Source organism: Tistrella mobilis KA081020-065, from assembly GCF_000264455.2.
In the GTDB taxonomy this organism is placed as follows: domain Bacteria; phylum Pseudomonadota; class Alphaproteobacteria; order Tistrellales; family Tistrellaceae; genus Tistrella; species Tistrella mobilis.
Window position 1 is genome coordinate 2,004,204 of sequence record NC_017956.1, and the last position, 20,877, is coordinate 2,025,080.

The window sequence follows — 20,877 nt, forward strand, 5'->3', positions numbered from 1 at the left end:
ATGTCCGGCCGGCCTTTCCGGCAAGCCGTCAATTGATCTTCTGTGCCGCGACGTCGCTGGTCCGCTGGATCAGGACATCTGCCACGACCTCGCGTCCGAACCAGTCATTGGCCGCATCGGTAAGGCCGACCTTGATCTCGTCGAGTGTCGGCTCACGCCCCAGGCGGTCGGCGGTGGTCGAGACATGCTGGGCAGCGCCGGTCAGCACCGGACGCAGGCGCTCAATGCCGTTCGATACCTCCTCGTCATCCGCTCCGGGGACGAGTTCGAGCACCAGATCCAGCATGAGATAACGATAAACCACACCGTGTCGGATCATGGGCACCCCCACACCGGTCATCCCCACGAACTCCGGCGCAGGCACGGCGGCGGGGGCGCGCAAATGGTGCCCGAAGACGCCGAAAGGGTCATCCCGGTAGATCAGCCATCCGCCACCGCCCGCAACCACGAGCAGCACGGAAACGATGAAGATCAGCAGGACTCTCATTCTGGCGGACCGTCAGGATGGGGCGCGAGGGCGCCGGGCTTCCGGTCAGCCACGACCTCCCGGCTCTGAGAAGTGCAGCACTTCGTAGGTATTCACGCAATCGGATTGCGCGCCCACCGCCGCATCCCGCGAGGCAGCCTCGTTACACCACAGGCTGTAGCGGACCAGCTCCCACCGGTCGGCGTCGAGCGCGATGGAATGAGCATACAGGCCGGGCTTGGTCAGCATCTGCGCCTGCAGCGCCGCCTCGCGCTCACGCACCGCCTCGAGCGACGTCTCGGGTGCGATCACATCGACCTCACGCACGGCGAAGCGCGGCTGATCGGTACATGCGCCATGGCCGAAGCCGAGCACGAACCAGGTTCGCACGCGCGGCCGTCCGAAAGCTGCAGCCAGATTGGCGAACAGATCCCCGAAGACGAACTGCTTCCAGTCCTCTTCCGAGCGCCAGATGTAGAACGGTGCATAGACCTGATCCTCCTCGTTCAGGAGGAAGGACTTCATCACCAGTCCCGGGTGATTGTCGTAGAGCGATCCGCGTTCGGCCACGCGCCGGCGGATCATATCCGCGTCCACGTCGGCCTTCAGACGGACTGTGTATTGCAGCGCCAGCATCGTCTGCGTTCGTCCCCCCGCGATCGATGGGCCCCCACCGTGGCGCAGATGCACGCAGCTGGCGGGTCGGATATCCCCGGCGGCACGCGGCCCTGCGTGGCCCGAGGGTGTATCCGCGGACGTTACGCCATCGTTGCCGTCGCGAGAACGGTCATTCACGCATGACGCCCATGCAAGCTGCGTCAGAAATGCACATGTCCGGCCCTGTCGGCCGCAATGATACGCCCGTCTGCGTTGATCAGCACGGTCCGGCCTCTGTCTCCTGCCCTGGGAACGATGCGCCCGATGCGGCTGACATGAATGCCTTCGCGTGCGGACAGCGCCGTGATGGCGTGGGCGGCGGCAGGTGGCGCGGTGAAGACGAGTTCATAATCGTCACCCCCCGTCCAGACGATCGACCCGAGATCCGGACGGGCAGCCACCACACGGCCAGCTGCGGCCGACCGGGGGACGAGATCGATGTGCAACTCGGCATCGACCCCCGAGGTCTCGGCAATATGCCCCAGATCCGCCGGCAGGCCGTCCGAGACATCCGCGCAGGCCGTGGCCAGCCCCACCAGCATCCGCCCCAGCGCCAGTCGCGGCTCCGGCAGCTGCCGCCGCGCCTCCAGCCCCGCGATTTCCTCGGCAGAGAGGCCGAGGGCGGCGGGGTCGAAGCGGCCATACCCCGCTTCGACCGACAGCGCTGCATCGCCGATCGTGCCCGAGACCCAGACGTCGTCGCCCGGCCGGGCCCCGCCGCGGGTGAGCAGGGCCGATGGCGCCGGGGCATGGCCAAGCAGCGTAAGACTGGCCATGGCCGGGCCGTCGGTCCCCACCGTGTCACCGCCCAGTACCGCCACACCATAGCGGCCCTGATCGGCACCGAGCCCCTCTGTGAAGCGCCGGATCCAGTCTCCGGCATGGGGGCCCGGAACCGCCAAGGCCAGCAGATAGGCGACGGGCGTTGCCCCCATCGCCGCCAGATCCGACAGGTTCACCCGAAGCAGCTTGCGCGCCACCAGTTCCGGCGGCTCCCCCGGAAACCAGTGCCGCCCCTCGACCATCGCATCCTTGGCGGCGACCAGGATCCGCCCGGGTGGCAGGGCGAGCCAGCCGGCATCATCGGTCAGGTCGAGTGCGCCCGGCAAAGACCGGGCAAGCGGCCGCAGCCAGCGTTCAATGGCGCCGAACTCGCCGAGCGGCGCCTCCGGGGCGGTCTCGTCCGGCGCCTTGCCTGTCACTTGCGGGGGGCCCCGCCGGCAGGCTTGCCACCGCGGTGGTCGGCACGCAGATGCCCCGCCAGCCGGTCCAGAATCCCGTTCACGAAGCCCGGTTCCGAGCCCGAGAAAAAGGCATGGGCCACATTGACGTATTCGTTGATGATCACGGCCGTCGGCACATCGGTGCGCGCCGTCAGCTCGTAGGCGCCGGCACGCAGGATCGCGCGCAGCGTCTGCTCAACCCGCTCCAGCCGCCAGCCCTCGGCCAGCGAGGATTCGAGCATCGGGTCGATCTCGGCCTGGGCCGCAGCGACGCCGGTCACGATATCGCGGAAATGGTCGCGATCGGCATCCAGCTCCAGCCCGTCGTCGATCACCTTCCCGATACGATGGTTCAGGAATTCGGCGATGACCGCCTCGGCCCGGGCCGCGTTGAAATCGATCTGATAGAGCGCCTGAACGGCGGCCAGGCGCGCCGCCGTCCGGCGGGCCATGCCGGCCTCGCGGCCGGGGCGCGGGGCGCCGCTGCGCTTGCCCGCCCGTGCAGCGGGTTTCGCATCCGTCTTGGCTCCCGGTTTCGCCGGGGCGGCGTCACGCGGCTTGTCGGTCATGGCAATTCCTGGTCCTTCAGCCCTGCTGGAACTGGCGCTTGATTTCGATCATGCGCAGGCAGGCATTGGCCACGTCGGCGCCCTTGTTGGCCCGGTCGGCGCGTGCGCGGGCCCAGGCCTGCTCGCGGTTCTCGACGGTCAGGATGCCATAGCCGATGCAGGCCTTGCGATCGATCGCAAGCTGGTTGAGCCCGCGGGCGCTTTCGCCGCAGACGTAATCATAATGGGTGGTGTCGCCGCGGATGACGCAGCCCAGCGCGACGAAGCCGTCATAGCGTCCGCTGTCGAGCGCGAAACGGATCGCCGCCGGGATCTCGAAGGCGCCCGGCACGGCCAGACGCTCGACCTGGGCCCCGGCGGCTTCAAGCACGCCCATCGCGCCGTCGACCAGCGCATCGGCGATGTCTTCGTAGAAGCGCGCCTCGACGATCAGGATGCGCAGATCGGAGGTGGTAACGGTGGCCATGGGTGTCTCAGACCTTCTCGATGATCAGCGGGGCATGCCCGGTGATGTGGAGGCCGTAGCCGTCCAGCCCCACCACCGTCTGCCGCGAATTGCTCAGCAGGATCATGTTGCGCACCCCCAGGTCCAGCAGGATCTGGGCGCCGGTGCCATAGTCGCGCAGCGTCGATGCCGCCTGCGGGCTTTCCAGCCGGGCGCGCGCCAGATCCGACAGGCCCGTCGGCCGCGGCTCGCGCAGCAGGACCAGCACGCCACGGCCGGCACGATCGATCTGCTCCATGGCAGCACGCACCGCACCGGCACGGCCGCTGCTGCGATCGCCCAGAAGATCGTCGAAGGCGTTCACGACATGCATACGCACCAGCACCGACTGATCGCCCGCAGCCGCCAGATCGCCCTTCACCAGCGCCATGTGTTCCGAGCCGTCGATCTTGCTGGCATAGACGATCATTCGCCACTCGCCACCGAAATGGCTGCGGAACAGGCCATCGGTCAGGCGCTCGACCAGCTTCTCGGTGCGGCGGCGATAGGCGATCAGATCGGCGATCGTGCCGATCTTGAGCCCGTGCAACTGGGCGAAGGGCACCAGGTCCGGCATCCGCGCCATGGTGCCGTCGTCGTTCATGATCTCGCAGATCACGCCGGAGGGGTTCATGCCGGCCAGCCGCGCGATATCGACCGCGGCTTCGGTATGCCCGGCCCGGACAAGCACGCCGCCATCGCGGGCGCGGAGGGGGAAGATGTGGCCGGGGGTGACGACGTCGCGGGCGCCCTTGGCCGGATCGATCGCAACCTGCACGGTATGGGCGCGGTCGGCGGCCGAGATACCGGTGGTGACGCCGTCGCGCGCCTCGATCGACAGGGTGAAATTGGTGTGGTGCCGGGAGGCGTTGCGCTGGGTCATCAGTGGCAGGTTCAGTTCCTCGACCCGCTCACCGGTCAGGGTCAGGCAGATCAGCCCGCGGCCGTATTTGGCCATGAAGTTGATCACCTCGGGCGTCACCATCTCGGCCGGGATGACCAGATCGCCCTCATTCTCGCGATCCTCGTCATCGACCAGCACCACCATGCGGCCGTTGCGGGCGTCCTCGATCACCTCTTCGATGCTCGAGATATAGCCGCGGACATCGTCGGCGCCGCCCTCGTCCTTGATCACCGTCATGGTCTTCCTCTCCTCTGGGCCGCCTTCGGACCGGGCGGCCTCCCGCTGATCAGCCGCGGATGCCCGCCTGCCACTCGTTCAACCGCGCCACATAGCGCGCAAGCACGTCGATCTCAAGGTTAATCGCATCGCCGGGCTTGCGGTCGCACAGTGTGGTGTGGGTCCAGGTGTGGGGAATGATGTTCACACCGAAGCGGGTGCCGTCGACTTCGTTCACCGTCAGCGAAATGCCGTCGATGGTCACCGAACCCTTGGGCGCGATGAAGCCGGCAAGCTCCGTCGGTGCCTCGAACACCAGTCGATGAGAACCGCCTTCGGGCGCAATCGAGACCAGACGGCCCAGCCCGTCGACATGGCCCAGCACGACATGGCCGCCCAACTCATCGCCGACCTTCGCCGCCCGCTCCAGATTGATCCGCCGGCCGGCACCCCAGCCGCCGAGCGTGGTCTTGGACAGCGTCTCACCCGACGCCTCGACCAGGAACCAGCCCTGCCCTGCTCCGTCGCGGCCACGCTCGATCACCGTCAGGCAGCAACCGGAGCAGGCGATGGAGGCACCGATATCGATGCCGTCGGGGTCATAGGACGTCCGGATCGTCAGCCGGCGGTCTTCCGCCGCCCCGGCTTCGGGCGCCTGGACGGAGACGATCTCGCCGATGTCGGTGATGATGCCGGTGAACATGGAACACGACCTTCTGCCGGGGGAGCGCGGCCGGAACACGCGCGGGATGTCGAAAGATAACGTCGAAAGAGGCAGGGCTCAGCCGCCGGGCGTGACCACGGCGGTGCCCGCATAAACCTCGTAAAGGTCGGGGCCGAGCTGCCGGATATCGAGCCGGACGAAGGCCGCCATGTCCACCAGCTCCTGCACACCATAAGACCGCGCAGCAGGCACACCGTCGCCCCCCATCACGGCGGGCGCCCGGAACCAGTGGATGCGATCGACCAGCCGGTCGCGCAGCAGAGAAGCGGCCAGCTCTCCGCCGCCCTCGACCAGCACCCGGGTGATGCCCCGATCGCCCAGCGCCTCGGTCATCCGCAACGGATCGGGGCGGCCGTCGGCCCCGTGGGGCACCTCGATCACGGTGATGCCAGCGGCGGCCAGCGCATCATGACGGCTACGGTCGCAGTCGGTCCGCGTGATGATCCATACGGGCGGGCGGCCGCCTTCGCAGGCCTCGCGTACCAGCGTGTGCGTCAACGGCAGGCGCAGGCGGCTGTCGATCACCACCCTCACCGGCGAACGTTCCTCAAGCCCCGACACACGCACATTCAGACGCGGATTATCGGCAAGAGCAGTGCCGACACCGACCATGATCGCATCATGGCTCGCGCGCAGCATATGACCCATGGTACGGGCCTCGGGTCCGGTGATCCACTGGCTCTCACCGGCTGCGGTCGCGATCCGGCCATCAAGCGTGGTCGCAACTTTCCAGGCGACCAGCGGCCGACCTTTCAGAATGCGAGAAAAGAAACCGGCATTGAGCGCCCCCGCTTCGGCGGCCATCAGGCCCAGATCGACCGTCATACCCGCGGCCGTCATCCGATCGAGCCCACGGCCACTGACCCGGGGGTCGGGGTCGCCTGTGGCCACCACCGCCCGGGTCACACCGGCCGCCACCAGCGCATCGGCGCAGGGCGGTGTCTTGCCCCAATGGGCGCAGGGTTCAAGGCTGACATAGGCCGTGGCGCCGCGCGCCGCCTCGCCCGCCTCGGCCAGGGCCATGGCCTCGCCATGGGGGCGGCCGCCGGGCTGGGTCCAGCCACGACCGACAATCCGACCATCCGCCGACACCAGAACACAGCCGACGGCCGGGTTAGGCCACACCCGTCCCAGGCCGCGTTGCGCAAGGGTCAGGGCGTGGGCCATATGGCGACGGTCGGCCTCGCTCCAGATTATCGGTTCAGCCATCGTTGCCCTGCCCCTGATCGCCGCCGCCAAGGCTGCCGATCAGTGCCTGGAAGTCGTCGACCTCGCGGAAATCCTTGTAGACCGAGGCGAAGCGGACATAGGCGATCTTGTCGACGCCCATCAGCGCCTCCATCACCGCTTCGCCGATCCGGCCGGTCTCGATCTCGGTCTCACCCAGCCCTTCCAGCCTGCGGTGGATGGCGCTCACTATCCGCTCCACCTGCTCGGCCTCAACCGGGCGCTTGCGGACGGCGATGCGGATCGACCGGGCCAACTTCTCCCGGTCGAAGGGCTCGCGGGTACCATCCTTTTTCACCACCACCAGTTCGCGGAGCTGAACGCGCTCGAAGGTGGTGAAGCGGGCGCCACAGGCGGCACAATGCCGACGCCGCCGGATGGCGAAACCTTCCTCCGCCGGCCGACTGTCCTTCACCTGGGTCTCTTCGTTGCCGCAGAACGGGCAGCGCATCTCACCTCCGCAAACCGGGCGTCATGAACCGGGAGAGCCGCGTGCCCGCCTCCCCTCGTTGCGGGAGGCGGGCACGTCGATCACAGGGCCGGGTAGATCGGGAAGCGGTCGCAGAGCGCCTTGACCTCGGCCCGCACCGCCGCCTCCACCCCGGCATCCCCCTCGGGCGTCGCCGCCAGCGCGTCGAGCACGCGGACGATCATCTCGCCCACCTGGCGGAATTCGGCCTCGCCGAAGCCGCGGGTGGTCGCCGCAGGGGTACCGAGGCGGATGCCCGAGGTCACCATCGGCTTCTCGGGATCGAAGGGGATGGCGTTCTTGTTGCAAGTCATGCCCGTGCGCTCAAGCGCATGCTCGGTGGCATTGCCCTTAAGGCCCTTCGGACGAAGATCGACCAGCATCAGGTGATTGTCGGTGCCGCCGGTGACGATGTCGAGACCGCCGGCAACCAGCGTCTCGGCCAGCACCTGGGCATTCGCCACGACCTGGCGGGCATAGGCCTTGAATTCCGGACGCAGCGCCTCGCCGAAGGCAACCGCCTTACCGGCGATGACATGCATCAGCGGACCGCCCTGCAGACCGGGGAAGACGGCCGAGTTGATCTTCTTGGCAAGCGCCTCGTCATTGGTCAGCACCATGCCGCCGCGCGGACCACGCAGGGTCTTGTGGGTGGTGGTGGTGACGACATGGGCATGCGGCAGCGGCGACGGATGGGCACCGGCGGCCACCAGACCCGCGAAATGGGCCATATCGACCATCAGATAGGCACCGACCTCGTCTGCAATCGCACGGAAACGCGCGAAATCGAAGACGCGGCTATAGGCCGACCCGCCGGCGATGATCAGCTTCGGCTTGCTTTCCTTCGCCAGCCGCTCGACCTCGTCCATGTCGATGCGGCCGTCCTCGGGACGGACACCATACTGAACCGCATGGAACCATTTGCCCGACTGGTTCGGCGCCGCACCATGGGTCAGATGGCCGCCGGCCGCCAGCGACAGGCCCAGAATGGTATCGCCCGGCTGCAGCAGAGCCTGGAACACCGCCTGGTTGGCCTGGGCACCGGAATGGGGCTGGACATTGGCGAAGCCACAGCCGAACAGGGCACAGGCCCGTTCGATCGCCAGCTTCTCGGCAACGTCGACATATTCGCAGCCGCCGTAATAGCGCTTGCCCGGATAGCCTTCGGCATATTTGTTGGTCAGCACCGTGCCCTGGGCTGCGATCACCGCCGGGCTTGCAATGTTCTCGGAAGCGATCAGCTCGATCTGATCACGCTGCCGGGCAAGTTCGTCGTTGATCGAGCGCATCAGCTCGGCATCGTCGGCGAGAGCGGCACGGAAGAAGGCCGCGGCACTGTAGCTGGGGGTCTGATCGGTCATCGGTCGGCACTTTCTGACGGGGTCGCGCTCGTGCGGGACAAGACGCAGAGACCGGGACGGTCGAAACGACCTCATGCGGTCGGATACTGGAACGGCGGCGGCGGCACTCCGCACACACCGGAGCACCGCCGACGTCACGAACGGATCTGTGCGGTCAGCCGAGCTTGTCGACCCGCCGCTGATGGCGACCGCCTTCGAAGGGCGTGTCCAGGAAGACCCGGAGCGCGTCCCGCGCGGTCTCGACACCGGTCACGCGGGCCCCGAAGGCCACGACATTGGCATCGTTGTGCTCGCGGCAGAGCCGGGCGGTGAGCGCGTCGTGGACCAGAGCAGCCCGGATATGGGGGTGACGGTTGGCGGCGATCGAGATACCGATGCCGGATCCGCAGATCAGCACGCCACGCGCCGCCCGCCCCTCAGCCAGGGCGGCCGCCAGCGCATTGGCGAAATCGGGATAGTCCACCGAAGCGGAGCCATCGGTCCCGAGGTCCAGGACCTCCAGACCTCGCGCAGCGAGGTCTTCCTTCAGGACCGTTTTGAGGTCGACGCCGCCGTGATCACAGGCGATCGCCACGATACGGGTGCTGTCCTCGGACATTCCGGCCCCTTCCATCGCATCGAGACCCAGGCGACCGGCCCGATGGCCGGGGTTCCGGTGCCGGATATCCGGCGTCGGAGCCCGGTTGCGGAAGCCCGGTCGCGGCGCCCCTCTCCCTTAACACAACCCGTGTGCCACGCCAACTGCGGTACACACATGGCCCTTCGCCAGCGCATGCATGATGGCGACCGCAATCGCCCGCCATGGCGGCACGCATCCCCATTCTCCAAATCCACCGGCGTCGATTGTGGCCCAATACTGATAAAGTCACCACCTCACGCCATATTTCTGTTGTGATATCTGTGGACGCAAGTCATCATGCGGCGAGTGATATTTGCAGGATGCCTGTGCCCTCCGACCGGGCCAAGTTCCGGAGGTGGTTCTAACCGGAGCAATGACGGTTCGATATAATCTGGAAGGCATGCGGACTGTCCTGCAGCAACACATCGTGCGGCGACTACAACGGCTGCCAGCCATCGGAAAGCGAGTGTTCCATGTCGGATAGTTCCGAAAACCCCATCATCGCCCATGACAAGCTGCTGAGCATGGCCGCGCAGATCGTCGCGGCCTATGTCAGCCACAACAGCCTGCCGGCCCAGCAACTGCCCGAGATCATCCAGACGGTCTACAGTGCGCTGAACGATCAGCAGAGCGGCACGGCCGCCGCACAGGAAGTCGTGCGCGAGGAAGCGCAGAAGCCTGCGGTTCCGGTTCGGAAGTCGATCACGCCGGACTACATCGTCTGCCTGGAAGACGGCAAGAAGCTCAAGATGCTGAAGCGGCATCTGCGTGCCAACTATGGCATGACCCCCGAGGAATACCGCGCCAAATGGGGTCTGGCGCCTGATTATCCGATGGTTGCGCCCAATTATGCACGTCAACGCTCGGACTTCGCCAAGAAGATCGGTCTGGGTCGTGCGACGAATGCGCCGCGGGCGCGTGGCGGCCGGCGGGCTGCGCAGGCCTGAAAACCGGCGTCGCGTTCACGCAGGACCGCGTTGAACGGCCATCAGACGGTTTACACGAACGGGGCGCCGCAAGATCTGCGGCGCCCCGTTCGTGTTCAGGCGCAATATGTTCCGAGATAAATTTCCATAAATTTAAATAAAATACATTGTTTTGGATTATCACTCCTGAGCACCATGCCAGAGCCGGGCCCCCAGATAGATCTTGGCCGCCGAGCCACCCGCAGCTGGCAGCAGCTTGGCATGGCTGATCCCGACCAGGATCGCCGCGGCGGGAATACGGGCGAAGAGACGGTGGCGCCCGACGGCCCGCAGGACGCTCTCGGCCAGCCGTGGATGGGCCGCCCCCGCCTCGCCCATCAGTTCAAAGAATTGCGGCCAGGCTCCGGGGCGCCCCATATAGAAGCGGGCATCATCGTTGATCTCGATACCGACCCGTGGGGAGATCCCCGCCGGCGTGAGGTCGATGGAGAGCGCCAGTGCTCCCCCCGCCCGCCTGCAGGCGACCGGAAAGCGGCAGAATGGCGCCCAGCACGTGATCCCGCACCTCCGGAGCCATTTCTCCGGCCAGCAGCGACGGAATGGCGTCGGGCCGCAGGCGACGGATCACCACCCGCAGGGTCTCCGCCCCTTCGGCCCGACCGATCATTCGGCCCGCCTGGAAGACTTCGGCCCAGGGCGGCAACCGGCCGAGCAGACGTCTGAAGGTCGCGTGGATCCCGGGCCCGATCTCGCCCGACAGGCTGCAAAGCGGGGCAAAGCCGACAGCCGGGTCCGCATGGAACCGGTTGGTCGGGCTCATCTCAGGGGTCTCGTCCGCAAGATCGGCCGGCGCAGTGAACACCCCTGCATCACGAGCCCCGGGTGTGCCGGTGTCGAATTCCAGAAGCAGATCCCGCAATTGGGGAAACATGCCTCCCCGCCATGCCTCAATCGTCTGAACCACCCGCCCCCAGGCTTCATCCGACCAGAGCCGCCGCCAGGGGCCATCGGCCGCCGCACAGGCGGGGTCCGCCACCTCCTGGCGGGTCATGGCAACACAGAGATCGACGGCTCCGCCATCCGGCGCATCGGCACGCAGTTCGACACCGAACGAATTGCGCGCCAGGGCAGCCGGTATCGCCGCAGCAACATCCATGATCCGCCGGCGGTCTTCCGGGGGAACCAGATCGCGCCCCATGACCCCGAGCAGCGCCTGAATGGCCGGCCCCATCCCCTGACCATGATGAAGACGACCGTCATCCGAACCGAAGACCGTCATATGCCGTCCCCTCGCCTCCGCGCGCGTGCCAACGCCCCCAACGTCAATGCCGTTGCCAATGCGTCCGAGCGATAGTGGCAGCCGGGCGGTGCAGGTGGGGTGACACCGAGATAGATCGCGTCCGAGCGACAGTATCCATGCGTGAAGACCTCGCGGACCAGCAGGGCAACTGGGCGGTCCCTGACAGGCAGCGGCAGCATGTCCAGGGCGTCGGCAACATCCAGGGCCTGCGCCAGACGAAAGGGCGAGGCTCCATCATCCTCCAGCACCCGGGCCGCCGTCCTGGAGACGTCCGGCAGTGCTGGCCGCAAGCTACCTGTGCCCCGACGAACGGCACGGGCGACGGCCTGGGCCAGATCGATGGGATGGTCGTAAAAGATCAGCGCCTCCCGCGCAGATCCCGAACAGGCTGCGATCACGAAATCGGCCGCCGCGCGGCATTCCACGGCATCGCCCAACCAGCCGATCATGTTGGCATTCACCACGGCATCGATGTCCAGATCGGCTCTCGGCCCTGCCATCCAGGTTCTGAAGCGGCCATCCGGTACCCGTGCTGCACGCCCCAGAGTGCGATTGCGGCCGGATGCGATCCAGGGATGGGCGCCGGAGAGCGCCATGGAGGCACAGGCGGTGTCGTCGCAATCGGGCACGAAGCCCTCAAGATAGGCCCAGATCCCGGGTGCGCGCATAGTGCGCACAAGAAACCCGCGCGAGCGGTCGATCAGCGCGGCAATCTCTGTCTGGTCCGGATCTGCAAGCCCCCCAAGCGCCAGAAGCCCCACCGCCGCCACGAAGGGCGTGCGCTCGTCGATCCCGGGACCGACGGGATTATCGGGCGGGCCCGGCACACGCTGCGAGGGCCAGCAGCCGTCGGCAGCAACCGTCCGGTTCAACCAGTCCCGGGCCACACCGAAGGCGTGATCGATCTCCACCATCCGTCACCGCATGTTGCCGACCAGCGGAGACTGCGGGGCGTTCAGCCACGGCGTCAGGTCGACATTGCCGCGAGACGCCAGAAACTGTGCCAGGGCCTGCTGAATCTCGGCATCGGTAAAGCCGCCGGTCCCACCTGCGACGCGATCCAGCGCGTCGTCGTCCAACGCTCCGTCCTCTATGGCGGGCGCCGCCCGGAAGATCTGTGTGACCGCCGATTTCGGGTCGCTCTCCAGAAGGGCCGCCAGCTCCGGCTTCTCCCGGACCGCCGCTGCAATCCGGGCCAGAATCTCGTCCATGCTCATCAGAATTCCCTCTCCCCCGGCGCCACCACCGGTGGATTGGCCTCACATCGGAAAGTTGAGGTTATTCCAGTCGACAGTGCCGCCGGACACCGCTTCCAGGGATGCGTCGTCCAGTGCATCGCCGGCGGGCGGCAGCACGATGTGCAGGCGCGAGGGGGTTTCTTCATGCACCACGACCTCCAGCGCCGTCGGCAGTTCGATCCCGAGCAGTGTGGAGATCGCAGCCTTCGGATCGCGAAGCATTGTCTCGCGAAATCCCGGATCGGCAGTTGCGCGGTCGAGAATGCGGTTCAGAGCGTCATCGCGGGACAGCATGCGATCTCACCTTTCAGGGATGATGCACGGCAGCGGCGGCCCCGAAGGGCGATCCTGCTGGCCGGGTGATCATCCCCTGCGGCAGGCGCTCGGGCAATCCGCACCTGCAGACATGTCAACCGGCATTGAACCATGTCCTGTCCCCGATCCTGAAATGACGAAGCCGGCCGCGCCCGTCTGATATGGGGCAGGGCCGGCCTCGTACAGGCACGGTGATGGCAGTTTTGGTCAGGCCTCGGCAGCCGGCGCGGCATCTCCGGCAGGCTTTTCGGCCTTCACCACCTTGGGCGGCAGGACCACGCGCAGGTGCAGTTCCTTCAACTGCTCAGGCGTCGCCTCGTGCGGCGCGTTCATCATCGGGTCCTGGGCCTGCTGGTTCATCGGGAAGGCCACGACCTCGCGGATGTTCGGCTGATCGGCCAGCAGCATGACGATGCGGTCGACACCCGGCGCGATACCGCCATGCGGCGGGGCGCCGAAGCGGAAGGCGTTCAGCATCCCGCCGAACTTGTCCTCGACCACCTCGGGACCGTAGCCGGCGATCTCGAAGGCCCGGTACATGATCTCGGGCTTGTGGTTACGAATCGCGCCCGAAGAGAGTTCCACGCCGTTGCAGACGATGTCGTACTGATAGGCGTTGATCTCCAGCGGATCCTTGGTGTTCAGCGCCTCGAGCCCGCCCTGCGGCATCGAGAACGGGTTGTGGCTGAACACGATCTGGTCGAGCTTCTCGTCGAACTCGTACATCGGGAAGTCGACGATCCAGCAGAGCCGGAAGACGTCGGGCTCGATCAGGTCGAGCTCGGCGCCAAGCTTGAGGCGGGCGGCGCCCGCCAGCTTCGCGGCCTTGTCTGCCACGTCGGTGGCGAAGAACACGCCGTCGCCATCCCCCAGGCCCAGCTGTGCCTTCATCTCCGCCAGACGCTCATCGCCCAGATTCTTGGCGATCGGGCCCTTGCCGCCGCCATTCTCGAAGGCGATCCAGCCCATGCCCGGGGCACCCTGCTCGCGCGCCCAATCGTTCATCTTGTCGAAGAAGCTGCGCGGCCGGTCGGCGACGTTCTTGACCGGCACCGCACGCACCACCTTGCCGGCCTCGACCGCCTTAGCGAACACACCGAAGCCGGACCCGCGGAAGATCTCCGACACATCGGCGATCTCGATCGGAATGCGCAGATCAGGCTTGTCGGAGCCATATTTCAGCATGGCTTCGGCGAAGGGAATGCGCGGGAACGGCCCGGCGGGCACATGGCGGGTGCCGCCGAATTCCTCGAACACACCCCGCAACACCGGCTCGATCGCCTGGAAGACGTCTTCCTGGGTCACGAAGGACATTTCGATATCGAGCTGATAGAACTCGCCCGGGCTGCGATCCGCGCGGGCGTCCTCGTCGCGGAAACAGGGGGCGATCTGGAAGTAGCGATCGAAGCCCGCCACCATCAGCAGCTGCTTGAACTGCTGCGGCGCCTGCGGCAGGGCGTAGAACTTGCCCGGATGGATACGGCTCGGCACCAGGAAGTCGCGGGCCCCTTCAGGGCTCGACGCCGTCAGGATCGGGGTCTGGAACTCCATGAAGCCCTGATCGGTCATCCGCCGGCGCAGCGACGAAATCACCTGCGAGCGCAGCACGATGTTCTTGTGAACATGCTCGCGACGCAGATCCAGATAGCGATAGCGCAGCCGGGTGTCTTCCGGATAGTCGCGGTCGCTGTTGACCTGCAGCGGCAGCGGGTCCGCAGCCGACTGCAGCGACAGCTCCTCGACCCGGACCTCGATCTCACCGGTGGCCATGCCGGCGTTCACCGTTTCGGGGCTGCGGGCGACGACCCGGCCGGTCGCGGTGATCACGCTCTCGTTCTTCAGCTCTTCCGCCAGCTTGAAGGCGGCGCTGTCGACGTCGACCACGATCTGGGTCAGGCCGTAATGGTCGCGCAGGTCGATGAACAGCAGATTGCCGTGATCGCGCTTGCGATGCACCCAGCCCGAAAGCCGGACGGTCTGGCCCTCATGGGCGAGCGTCAGTTCATTGCAGGTATGCGAGCGATAGGCATGCATCGGTTCGGGCCTGTTCGTCAGCGGGCGGGTCGAGACTGTGGGTGCGGCGACCGGGTGCGGCAGCGCACGCGAAGGCCCCGCGACGAAAGGCTTTCCGCGCGGGACCGGTTCGGAACAACGCACGGATGCCGCCGGATTGTCAAGCCATGCCGCCTTGCATCCCTCGCGCGGGCGCCATGAAGCCCCCGGAAGGTGACGTGACGTGTGTCGCCCGTGGCGGCGGGGCGGGCAATCATGCTATAGACGGATCATGACAGAGATGATCACCGATACCCAGTCGCTGCGGCAGTTGGTCGACGAGTTGAAGGCGGAGCCCTTCGTGACCGTCGATACCGAATTCATGCGCGAGAAGACCTACTGGCCCAAGCTGTGCCTGGTACAGCTGGCCGGCGCGCAGCGGGCGGCCGCGGTCGATCCGCTGGCCGACGGTATCGATCTCGCGCCCTTGGGGGAGCTGCTCGCCGATCCGTCGGTCCTGAAGGTGTTCCACGCCGCCCGACAGGACGTCGAGATCTTCCTGCTGTTGTTCGGCAACGTGCCGCGGCCGATGTTCGACACCCAGGTCGCCGCCATGGTCTGCGGCTTCGGTGAAAGCGTCGGCTATGAAACGCTGGTCAACAAGCTGGCGAAGGCGTCGATCGACAAGTCGTCGCGCTTCACCGACTGGTCGCGCCGGCCGCTGACGCCCAAGCAGATCGCCTATGCGCTGGCCGACGTCACCCATCTGCGCACCGTCTATCTGAAGCTCGCGAAGCTGCTGGAAGACAGCGGCCGCGAGGAGTGGCTGGACGAGGAGATGGCGACGCTCAACGCGCCCGAGACCTATGAAAGCCGACCCGAGGCGGCGTGGGAGCGGATCCGCACCCGCAGCCTGGATCGTCGCTTCCTGGGGCTGGTGCGCGAGTTGGCCGCCTGGCGGGAACGTCAGGCCCAGTCGCGCAATGTGCCGCGGACCTTCATCTCGAAAGACGAGACCCTGCTGGAGATGGCGTCCAGCCAGCCCCGCAGCGCCGAGGATCTGAAACGGGTGCGCGGCCTGCCCAAATGGGCGACCGAGGGTGCCGGTGGCGACGAGGTGCTGACGGCGATCGAGCGGGCGCTGGCCGAGAACCGCAACGCCCTGCCCGATCGCGAGCCGCCGCGCGAACTGCCGCGCGGCCTTGGGCCGCTCATCGAACTGCTCAAGGTCCTGCTCAAGATGAAGAGCGAGGAGCACGGCGTGGCGCGCACGCTCATCGCCTCGCAGGAGGATCTGGAGACCCTGGCGCTCGATGGCTCAGCTGCGCAGATCGCCGCCCTGAAGGGCTGGCGGCACGAGGTCTTCGGCGAGGACGCCCTGCGTCTTCTGGCAGGTGAGGTCGCCCTCGGCGCCCGCGGCCGGTCGATTGCCGTGCTGTCGCTGTCGGGTGACGAAGCCGTTCTGCAGGCCACCCGCCGCAAGCGGCGCAAGCGCAAGTCCCGCAAGGATGGCGAGCCGGCTGGAGCCGATGATGCGGCCACGGCATCGGACGCCGTCGCAGCAGACTGATCGACCTCGGTCGATCGGCGTTGATCGATCAGCGATCGGCCTGAAGCATCAGAGTCGGGACCGCAGCCGGCGGCTCGGACAGGGTGAAGACCCTGGTCCCCGGCCGCCGACCGGTCCGGATCCCTGTCACGGCGATGCCCGCCGCGGCCAGACGCCGATGCGTGGCCTCGATATCGGCCACCCGCCAGCACAGCCCCCACAACCGGTCCGACACAGGCGGATGTGGTGCGGCGGCGGCGGTTTCGTGGATGACCTCGACCACCGCATCGCCGCAGCGGAAGAACAGCATCCGCGCCCCCCAGGCGGGGTTGGCACGATCCAGCCTGAGATCCAGACCCAGCCGACCGCCGAGCATCGCCAGAGACCGTTCCGGATCATCACTGGCCACGACCAGATGATCGAGCCCTATAACGCTGCCCGCCGCTGCCGGACGCGCCGCATCCTGCTCGACCAGAAGCCAGAGCGCCGGATCGGTGCCGCTGCGCAGCACCGCGACCGGGCGGCCATCCACGGCATCGGTGCCATGATCGACGGCAAGCCCGCGCCGCGACATCAGGCGCGCGGTCCGGTCCAGGTCCGACACCGCCAGGGCGGCATGAGCCAGGCCTTCCGCCACCGCCCCCTGCCCCACGCCGGTTTCAGCGCGGACCAGCCGCACCTCCAGACCGCCGATCCGGAACCGGACGAGGTGGTCATCGGCAGCGACCGGCGCCAGATCCAGGATATGCGCATAAAGCCGGGCCGCAGCATCGGTTGCCGGCACGCGGATCATGAGATGGTCGAGCCCCAGGATCATCCGTCGCCTGCCGTCCGGCCCCGACCGCGGACCCGCGGCGCCGGGATACCGAGAACACCACGTGCCAGCGCCACCGTGATCCCGCGACGCTCCGCCAGCGCCGCAGCATCGAGCTGATCGACCAACCGGCGGGCCGCATCGAAAGACCGCTCCATGTGCAGCGTCAGCCAGTGCACCACCTCGCCGCTGACCCTGAGCTGGCGATCGGTGAACAGCTTGACCAGCACGGCGCTCAGCAGCGCGTCATCCGGCGGCCCTACCCTGACCGCAGGGGCCGCCCGCAGCCTGGATGCGAGATCCGGCAGCGCCAGCGCCCAGCGGGCCGGCGGCTCGGCCCCGGTCAGCAGCAGGGTGCCTCCGGCGGCGGCCAGGTGATTGTAGAGATGGAACAGCGCCGTCTCGTCCGCTCCTGAGGCAATCGCCTCGCCCACATCTTCGACCAGCACCGCACGGGCACCGCCGGACAGGTCGACCGGTGCGGCATCTGCAGTCAGTCGGTCAGCCGCCACCTCTACGGCGCCGCTCATCGCCTGCCACACCCGGGCCAGATGGGTCTTGCCGCAGCCGGCCGGCCCGTGGATGGCCAGTGCCGGCCCCGGCCAGTCGGGCCACCGGTCCAGCCACGCCACCGCCTCGGCATTGGACGGCGCCACGAGGAAATCCTCCCGCCCGAGTGCCGGGCGAAGCGCAAGGTCCAACGGCAGTTGAGCGGGGCGTCGTGTCAACCACCGGCCTCCGGGGCAGCTGTGGAGCAGGCATCCGGCGAGCCGGTGGCATCGATGACCGTTGCATCGACCGCCGGCCGCGGATCATAGAGCGCACTGGCAAGATACCGCTCCAGCGCATAGCGCACCACAACCGCGACACAGACGGCGGCCGGCAGGGCCACCAGTACGCCCACCAGCCCGAACAGAGCGCCGCCGACCATCAGGGCGAAGATGATCCAGACCGGGTGCAGCCCGACACGATTGCCGACCAGCGGCGGCTGAAGCAGGGTCTCGATCCCCTGCCCGGCCAGAAAGATCGCGCCCGCCGCGATCACATGCCAGTCGGTACCGAACTGAAGCAGCGAGAAGCCGACCGACAGCGCAAAGCCGCTGATGAAGCCGACGAAGGGCACGAAGGACAGAATACCCGCCGCCATGCCGACCGGGACCGCCAGATCAAGCCCGATGGTCACCAGCCCAAGCGAGTACCAGGTTCCCAGGATCAGGCAGAGCAGCGTCTGACCGCGGACCAGACCGGCAATGCCACGATCCATGTCGCGGGCCAGCCGGCGAACAACGTCGCGGCCGGTGACCGGTACCCAGCCGTCGATGCGCGCCATCATCGCGTCCCAGTCGCGCAGCAGATAGAAGCTGACCACAGGGGTGATCAGGATCAGCGAGACCAGGTTGGCGATCGACATCACCGAGTTCATCACGCCCTTGAGCACATCGGCGATCATACCCGCCGCGCGCGAGCCCTCCCCCTCGGCCGAGGTGAACATCGCCTGGATGCGATCCGCCACTTCAGGCGGCAGCCGGCGCCAGAGCAGATCCAGCTGCGGCAGGACCTCCTCGCGGACCGCCTTGACGTAATCCGGCAGCTTGTCGATGAAGGCGCTGATCCGGGTCTGGATATAAGGCGCGAGCACGGCGATGCCGATCACGATCACGCCGAAGAACATGATCGTCACCAGCCAGGTAGATGCCATGCGGCCCAGACCGGCGCGTTCGAAGCGGTCGACCACGGGGTCGAGGAAATAGGCGACCAGAAGCCCGGCTACGAAGGGCAGCAGCACGCCGCCCAGCAGCCAAAGGCTGCCGATCAGCACCACGATGAAGGCGGCCCAGAACAGGGTGCGTGCACTGCGGCTCATCCGGTCTCCCTTCGGATCGTCAGGACGGCGGCCGGCCGTCGGCGTCGTCGCGAGGCTCGTGATCATGCGTGCGGGCATGGGACAGCCAGCGCCCCAGATAGCCCGCCCCGGATGTCAGGGTGGTGGCTGCCACCACCAGCATCAGCAATTCCGTCACCGTCCGCCAGTGACGTTCGTCGGTCGGGCCGTGACCGGGCAGCATCGCCGCCGCCATGGCCATCACCATCAGCGCCAGCCCGATCTGGGCGGCAGTATTGATCTTGCTGGCCCGCGAAGGGGCGATGGCGAAGGGCTGGCCCATGGTCTGGCCCAGCATCACCGCCCCCATGATCAGCACATCGCGCGAGGCGACCAGCATCACCAGCCAGACCGGCACCAGATTCTGCCAGCCGAGCGCGATGAACGTGCCGGCGATCAGCAGTTTGTCGGCGATCGGGTCCAGCCAGGCGCCCAGTTCTGTCCGGGCGTCGAAGCGCTTGGCGATCCAGCCGTCCAGCCCGTCGGAGAAGCCCGCGAACAGGAAGACCCAGAAGGCCTCGGCCACCATGCCCTTCAGGATCAGCCAGATCACCACCGGCACCATCAGGATCCGGGCGGTGGTGATCAGATTGGGCAGCTGGCGCAGGCCGGCGGCCATGGCTCAGCCGCCGGTTCCCACCGTGCGCGGCGGCACGCTGCCGCCCTGCCCGGACGTCCCGGCCGCCGGCGTGCCGGTATTGGCGGCGGGCGCCGCCGCCGGCGAGGTGGAGGTGGTGGTCGGCGCCACCCCACCATAGGGGGCGAGGCCGGAGTTCTGCGGCGGCACGGGCTGTACGGCCGCATCGGGGTTGCGGATGCGATCGATCAGCTCCCAGTCGACCCCCAGCGGCACCAGCGCCAGATTCTGCCGGGTCAAGGCCGCCTGAAGCCCCTCGCGATCGCCGTAATACCGGATGGTGATCTCGGCGCCGACATTGGAGAGCAGCGTCTCCTCGACCTTCTCGATCATGGCGAGCGCCGTCAACCGCCGGCGGATCTCGGCCCAGACCGACAGATTGGCGAAGCGCACCACCGCGTCCAGGCGCTCACGCCGGCTGTAGTCGACGATGTTGGTCGCGCGCCAGCCGCTGCGCGCCTGATCCAGCAGCTGGGCCACCACCGCCTCGGCGGCCGTTGCGACACCGTTGTCGCCGGCAATCTGGCCGTTGGCGGTGTAGACGGTCCCGTCGGCGGCGGTCATCCGCCCCTGAAGCTGGCTGCCGGTCACCTGCGCCTCGGCCACCCAGACACCCTCGGCATCGTAGCGCTTCGCCAGCTCGCCCTTGGCCACGTCGTCGGCGAGCGACGCGCCGTCGGCCGGCAGGGCCTGACGATCGGCAAAGTCGCCGAGCGGCACCAGCATCGGGATCAGCCCGCCGCGGCCGACAGCCTGTTCCCACGCCGCCCGCCACCAGCCGTCATCCCAGTAGATGCCGTCATCGGTGCGGATGACCGGCACCACCAGCGACAGCCCCTGATCGGCGGCCGCGAAGGCGATGCCGGCATTGCGCAGCAGGCCGCGTACCCCCTCGGCATCGAAACGCACGGTCAGGGTGGCGCGATAGCGCTGCGGCGCCACCGCCTCGTTCGCCACGTCGATCGAACGCACCAGCCGAAGCAGCTGATCGTCCGACGGCTGCGGCAGGCGGCCATGGTCACGCGGATCGGTCATGCCGCTGAGCAGCATGTCCAGCGCCTTGCGCTGACCCACGGCAAGCGCCTTTTCGCGCGCCGCATTGGCATTGCCGGAGGTCTCGTCGACCGCGACACCATCCTGGGTATAGACCTGGGCGCGGCTCTGCGCCAGGGCGGCACCCGACGCAGCCAGGCACAGCACCGCCACCACAAGGGCGGCGAATGCCGGCATAAGGCGCCGGAGCACGGGTCGGACGCCATTGAAGGCGGAAAGGCCGGGTACAGCGTGGCCTGGCTGCATTGCTAG

24 protein-coding genes are annotated in these 20,877 nt (G+C 67.4%); 2 read left to right on the forward strand and 22 right to left on the reverse strand.

Annotated features, from left to right (window positions below; translation table 11 throughout):
• Nucleotides 1-28 precede the first annotated feature (28 nt).
• The 11 genes from TMO_RS09135 to rpiB form a co-directional block, all read right to left on the reverse strand.
• Nucleotides 29-487 carry a hypothetical protein gene (locus tag TMO_RS09135; RefSeq protein WP_014745333.1) on the reverse strand — a complete coding sequence of 153 codons (459 nt, stop codon included), beginning with the start codon at nucleotides 485-487 and terminating at the stop codon, nucleotides 29-31.
• Nucleotides 488-532: 45 nt separating this feature from the next.
• A complete protein-coding gene (locus TMO_RS09140) occupies nucleotides 533-1,102 on the reverse strand; it encodes a DUF4865 family protein (RefSeq protein WP_014745334.1) in 570 nt (189 codons plus the stop codon).
• 182 nt (nucleotides 1,103-1,284) lie between these two features.
• Nucleotides 1,285-2,325: a thiamine-phosphate kinase gene (thiL, locus tag TMO_RS09145; RefSeq protein ID WP_014745335.1), complete on the reverse strand. Its 1,041-nt coding sequence runs from the start codon at nucleotides 2,323-2,325 to the stop codon at nucleotides 1,285-1,287.
• Nucleotides 2,322-2,798 (reverse strand): transcription antitermination factor NusB, encoded by a 477-nt coding sequence (nusB, locus tag TMO_RS09150; RefSeq protein ID WP_051045491.1) that lies wholly within the window; start codon nucleotides 2,796-2,798, stop codon nucleotides 2,322-2,324. Before nusB ends, thiL begins: the two co-directional genes overlap by 4 nt.
• A 133-nt stretch (nucleotides 2,799-2,931) precedes the next feature.
• Nucleotides 2,932-3,381 (reverse strand): 6,7-dimethyl-8-ribityllumazine synthase, encoded by a 450-nt coding sequence (locus TMO_RS09155; protein ID WP_014745337.1) that lies wholly within the window; start codon nucleotides 3,379-3,381, stop codon nucleotides 2,932-2,934.
• 7 nt (nucleotides 3,382-3,388) lie between these two features.
• The gene (gene ribB / locus TMO_RS09160) at nucleotides 3,389-4,540 is read right to left on the reverse strand and encodes a 3,4-dihydroxy-2-butanone-4-phosphate synthase (protein WP_014745338.1); all 1,152 of its coding nucleotides are present in this window, start codon (nucleotides 4,538-4,540) and stop codon (nucleotides 3,389-3,391) included.
• Nucleotides 4,541-4,589: 49 nt separating this feature from the next.
• The gene (locus tag TMO_RS09165; RefSeq protein ID WP_014745339.1) at nucleotides 4,590-5,222 is read right to left on the reverse strand and encodes a riboflavin synthase; all 633 of its coding nucleotides are present in this window, start codon (nucleotides 5,220-5,222) and stop codon (nucleotides 4,590-4,592) included.
• A gap of 78 nt (nucleotides 5,223-5,300) precedes the next feature.
• The gene (gene ribD / locus TMO_RS09170; protein WP_041604890.1) at nucleotides 5,301-6,452 is read right to left on the reverse strand and encodes a bifunctional diaminohydroxyphosphoribosylaminopyrimidine deaminase/5-amino-6-(5-phosphoribosylamino)uracil reductase RibD; all 1,152 of its coding nucleotides are present in this window, start codon (nucleotides 6,450-6,452) and stop codon (nucleotides 5,301-5,303) included.
• A complete protein-coding gene (nrdR, locus tag TMO_RS09175) occupies nucleotides 6,445-6,921 on the reverse strand; it encodes a transcriptional regulator NrdR (RefSeq protein WP_014745341.1) in 477 nt (158 codons plus the stop codon). Before nrdR ends, ribD begins: the two co-directional genes overlap by 8 nt.
• 80 nt (nucleotides 6,922-7,001) lie before the next feature.
• Nucleotides 7,002-8,300, reverse strand: a complete 1,299-nt coding sequence (gene glyA, locus TMO_RS09180; protein WP_014745342.1) for a serine hydroxymethyltransferase — start codon at nucleotides 8,298-8,300, stop codon at nucleotides 7,002-7,004.
• A 154-nt stretch (nucleotides 8,301-8,454) separates the two neighbouring features.
• On the reverse strand, nucleotides 8,455-8,898 hold the full coding sequence (rpiB, locus tag TMO_RS09185) for a ribose 5-phosphate isomerase B (protein ID WP_014745343.1): 444 nt from the start codon (nucleotides 8,896-8,898) through the stop codon (nucleotides 8,455-8,457).
• Between the two features lie 494 nt (nucleotides 8,899-9,392).
• Here rpiB and TMO_RS09190 point away from each other — a divergent pair, with 494 nt between their 5' ends.
• Nucleotides 9,393-9,866 carry a MucR family transcriptional regulator gene (locus TMO_RS09190; protein ID WP_014745344.1) on the forward strand — a complete coding sequence of 158 codons (474 nt, stop codon included), beginning with the start codon at nucleotides 9,393-9,395 and terminating at the stop codon, nucleotides 9,864-9,866.
• Between the two features lie 159 nt (nucleotides 9,867-10,025).
• Here TMO_RS09190 and TMO_RS09195 read toward each other — a convergent pair whose 3' ends face one another.
• The 6 genes from TMO_RS09195 to aspS all read right to left on the reverse strand — a co-directional run bounded on the left by TMO_RS09195 (nucleotide 10,026) and on the right by aspS (nucleotide 14,732).
• Nucleotides 10,026-10,262, reverse strand: coding sequence for a hypothetical protein (locus TMO_RS09195; RefSeq protein ID WP_014745345.1), 237 nt, complete (start codon nucleotides 10,260-10,262; stop codon nucleotides 10,026-10,028).
• A gap of 13 nt (nucleotides 10,263-10,275) precedes the next feature.
• Nucleotides 10,276-11,124, reverse strand: a complete 849-nt coding sequence (locus TMO_RS09200) for a hypothetical protein (RefSeq protein WP_014745346.1) — start codon at nucleotides 11,122-11,124, stop codon at nucleotides 10,276-10,278.
• Nucleotides 11,121-12,059, reverse strand: coding sequence for a hypothetical protein (locus tag TMO_RS09205; RefSeq protein ID WP_014745347.1), 939 nt, complete (start codon nucleotides 12,057-12,059; stop codon nucleotides 11,121-11,123). The genes TMO_RS09200 and TMO_RS09205 overlap by 4 nt, the downstream gene beginning before the upstream one ends.
• Before the next feature lie 3 nt (nucleotides 12,060-12,062).
• A complete protein-coding gene (locus TMO_RS09210) occupies nucleotides 12,063-12,362 on the reverse strand; it encodes a hypothetical protein (RefSeq protein ID WP_014745348.1) in 300 nt (99 codons plus the stop codon).
• Nucleotides 12,363-12,404: 42 nt separating this feature from the next.
• Nucleotides 12,405-12,677: an NHLP leader peptide family RiPP precursor gene (locus TMO_RS09215; protein WP_014745349.1), complete on the reverse strand. Its 273-nt coding sequence runs from the start codon at nucleotides 12,675-12,677 to the stop codon at nucleotides 12,405-12,407.
• A 228-nt stretch (nucleotides 12,678-12,905) separates the two neighbouring features.
• Nucleotides 12,906-14,732: an aspartate--tRNA ligase gene (gene aspS, locus TMO_RS09220; RefSeq protein WP_014745350.1), complete on the reverse strand. Its 1,827-nt coding sequence runs from the start codon at nucleotides 14,730-14,732 to the stop codon at nucleotides 12,906-12,908.
• Between the two features lie 259 nt (nucleotides 14,733-14,991).
• Between aspS and rnd the strand changes: the two genes are divergently transcribed.
• Nucleotides 14,992-16,260 carry a ribonuclease D gene (gene rnd, locus TMO_RS09225; protein WP_014745351.1) on the forward strand — a complete coding sequence of 423 codons (1,269 nt, stop codon included), beginning with the start codon at nucleotides 14,992-14,994 and terminating at the stop codon, nucleotides 16,258-16,260.
• A 28-nt stretch (nucleotides 16,261-16,288) separates the two neighbouring features.
• Here the strand turns inward: rnd and TMO_RS09230 are convergent, their stop codons facing one another.
• Genes TMO_RS09230 through TMO_RS29300 form a run of 5 tightly spaced genes read right to left on the reverse strand, consistent with a single transcriptional unit; the run spans nucleotide 16,289 to nucleotide 20,802 of the window.
• The gene (locus tag TMO_RS09230) at nucleotides 16,289-17,056 is read right to left on the reverse strand and encodes a VOC family protein (protein ID WP_014745352.1); all 768 of its coding nucleotides are present in this window, start codon (nucleotides 17,054-17,056) and stop codon (nucleotides 16,289-16,291) included.
• Nucleotides 17,053-17,781 carry an HdaA/DnaA family protein gene (locus TMO_RS09235; protein WP_041604891.1) on the reverse strand — a complete coding sequence of 243 codons (729 nt, stop codon included), beginning with the start codon at nucleotides 17,779-17,781 and terminating at the stop codon, nucleotides 17,053-17,055. Before TMO_RS09235 ends, TMO_RS09230 begins: the two co-directional genes overlap by 4 nt.
• Nucleotides 17,778-18,917, reverse strand: coding sequence for an AI-2E family transporter (locus TMO_RS09240; RefSeq protein WP_014745354.1), 1,140 nt, complete (start codon nucleotides 18,915-18,917; stop codon nucleotides 17,778-17,780). Before TMO_RS09240 ends, TMO_RS09235 begins: the two co-directional genes overlap by 4 nt.
• A 19-nt stretch (nucleotides 18,918-18,936) precedes the next feature.
• The gene (locus TMO_RS09245) at nucleotides 18,937-19,554 is read right to left on the reverse strand and encodes a CDP-alcohol phosphatidyltransferase family protein (protein ID WP_014745355.1); all 618 of its coding nucleotides are present in this window, start codon (nucleotides 19,552-19,554) and stop codon (nucleotides 18,937-18,939) included.
• A gap of 3 nt (nucleotides 19,555-19,557) precedes the next feature.
• Complete coding sequence (locus TMO_RS29300; RefSeq protein ID WP_014745356.1) at nucleotides 19,558-20,802, reverse strand: DUF2066 domain-containing protein; 1,245 nt, start codon at nucleotides 20,800-20,802, stop codon at nucleotides 19,558-19,560.
• Between the last annotated feature and the right edge of the window lie 75 nt (nucleotides 20,803-20,877).

Excerpts from the sequence above, each read along its gene's own strand:
- TMO_RS09240 (WP_014745354.1), bottom strand. The coding sequence starts at position 18,917 with ATGAGCCGCAGTGCACGCACCCTGTTCTGGGCCGCCTTCATCGTGGTG.
- TMO_RS09245 (WP_014745355.1), bottom strand. The coding sequence starts at position 19,554 with ATGGCCGCCGGCCTGCGCCAGCTGCCCAATCTGATCACCACCGCCCGG.
- nrdR (WP_014745341.1), bottom strand. The coding sequence starts at position 6,921 with ATGCGCTGCCCGTTCTGCGGCAACGAAGAGACCCAGGTGAAGGACAGT.
- TMO_RS09215 (WP_014745349.1), bottom strand. The coding sequence starts at position 12,677 with ATGCTGTCCCGCGATGACGCTCTGAACCGCATTCTCGACCGCGCAACT.
- TMO_RS09230 (WP_014745352.1), bottom strand. The coding sequence starts at position 17,056 with ATGATCCTGGGGCTCGACCATCTCATGATCCGCGTGCCGGCAACCGAT.
- TMO_RS09205 (WP_014745347.1), bottom strand. The coding sequence starts at position 12,059 with ATGGTGGAGATCGATCACGCCTTCGGTGTGGCCCGGGACTGGTTGAAC.
- ribD (WP_041604890.1), bottom strand. The coding sequence starts at position 6,452 with ATGGCTGAACCGATAATCTGGAGCGAGGCCGACCGTCGCCATATGGCC.
- TMO_RS09135 (WP_014745333.1), bottom strand. The coding sequence starts at position 487 with ATGAGAGTCCTGCTGATCTTCATCGTTTCCGTGCTGCTCGTGGTTGCG.
- TMO_RS09155 (WP_014745337.1), bottom strand. The coding sequence starts at position 3,381 with ATGGCCACCGTTACCACCTCCGATCTGCGCATCCTGATCGTCGAGGCG.
- nusB (WP_051045491.1), bottom strand. The coding sequence starts at position 2,798 with ATGGCCCGCCGGACGGCGGCGCGCCTGGCCGCCGTTCAGGCGCTCTAT.
- TMO_RS09190 (WP_014745344.1), top strand. The coding sequence starts at position 9,393 with ATGTCGGATAGTTCCGAAAACCCCATCATCGCCCATGACAAGCTGCTG.
- TMO_RS09200 (WP_014745346.1), bottom strand. The coding sequence starts at position 11,124 with ATGACGGTCTTCGGTTCGGATGACGGTCGTCTTCATCATGGTCAGGGG.
- TMO_RS09140 (WP_014745334.1), bottom strand. The coding sequence starts at position 1,102 with ATGCTGGCGCTGCAATACACAGTCCGTCTGAAGGCCGACGTGGACGCG.
- TMO_RS09210 (WP_014745348.1), bottom strand. The coding sequence starts at position 12,362 with ATGAGCATGGACGAGATTCTGGCCCGGATTGCAGCGGCGGTCCGGGAG.
- rnd (WP_014745351.1), top strand. The coding sequence starts at position 14,992 with ATGATCACCGATACCCAGTCGCTGCGGCAGTTGGTCGACGAGTTGAAG.
- TMO_RS09195 (WP_014745345.1), bottom strand. The coding sequence starts at position 10,262 with ATGGGGCGCCCCGGAGCCTGGCCGCAATTCTTTGAACTGATGGGCGAG.
- TMO_RS29300 (WP_014745356.1), bottom strand. The coding sequence starts at position 20,802 with ATGCCGGCATTCGCCGCCCTTGTGGTGGCGGTGCTGTGCCTGGCTGCG.
- TMO_RS09165 (WP_014745339.1), bottom strand. The coding sequence starts at position 5,222 with ATGTTCACCGGCATCATCACCGACATCGGCGAGATCGTCTCCGTCCAG.
- glyA (WP_014745342.1), bottom strand. The coding sequence starts at position 8,300 with ATGACCGATCAGACCCCCAGCTACAGTGCCGCGGCCTTCTTCCGTGCC.
- aspS (WP_014745350.1), bottom strand. The coding sequence starts at position 14,732 with ATGCATGCCTATCGCTCGCATACCTGCAATGAACTGACGCTCGCCCAT.
- ribB (WP_014745338.1), bottom strand. The coding sequence starts at position 4,540 with ATGACGGTGATCAAGGACGAGGGCGGCGCCGACGATGTCCGCGGCTAT.
- rpiB (WP_014745343.1), bottom strand. The coding sequence starts at position 8,898 with ATGTCCGAGGACAGCACCCGTATCGTGGCGATCGCCTGTGATCACGGC.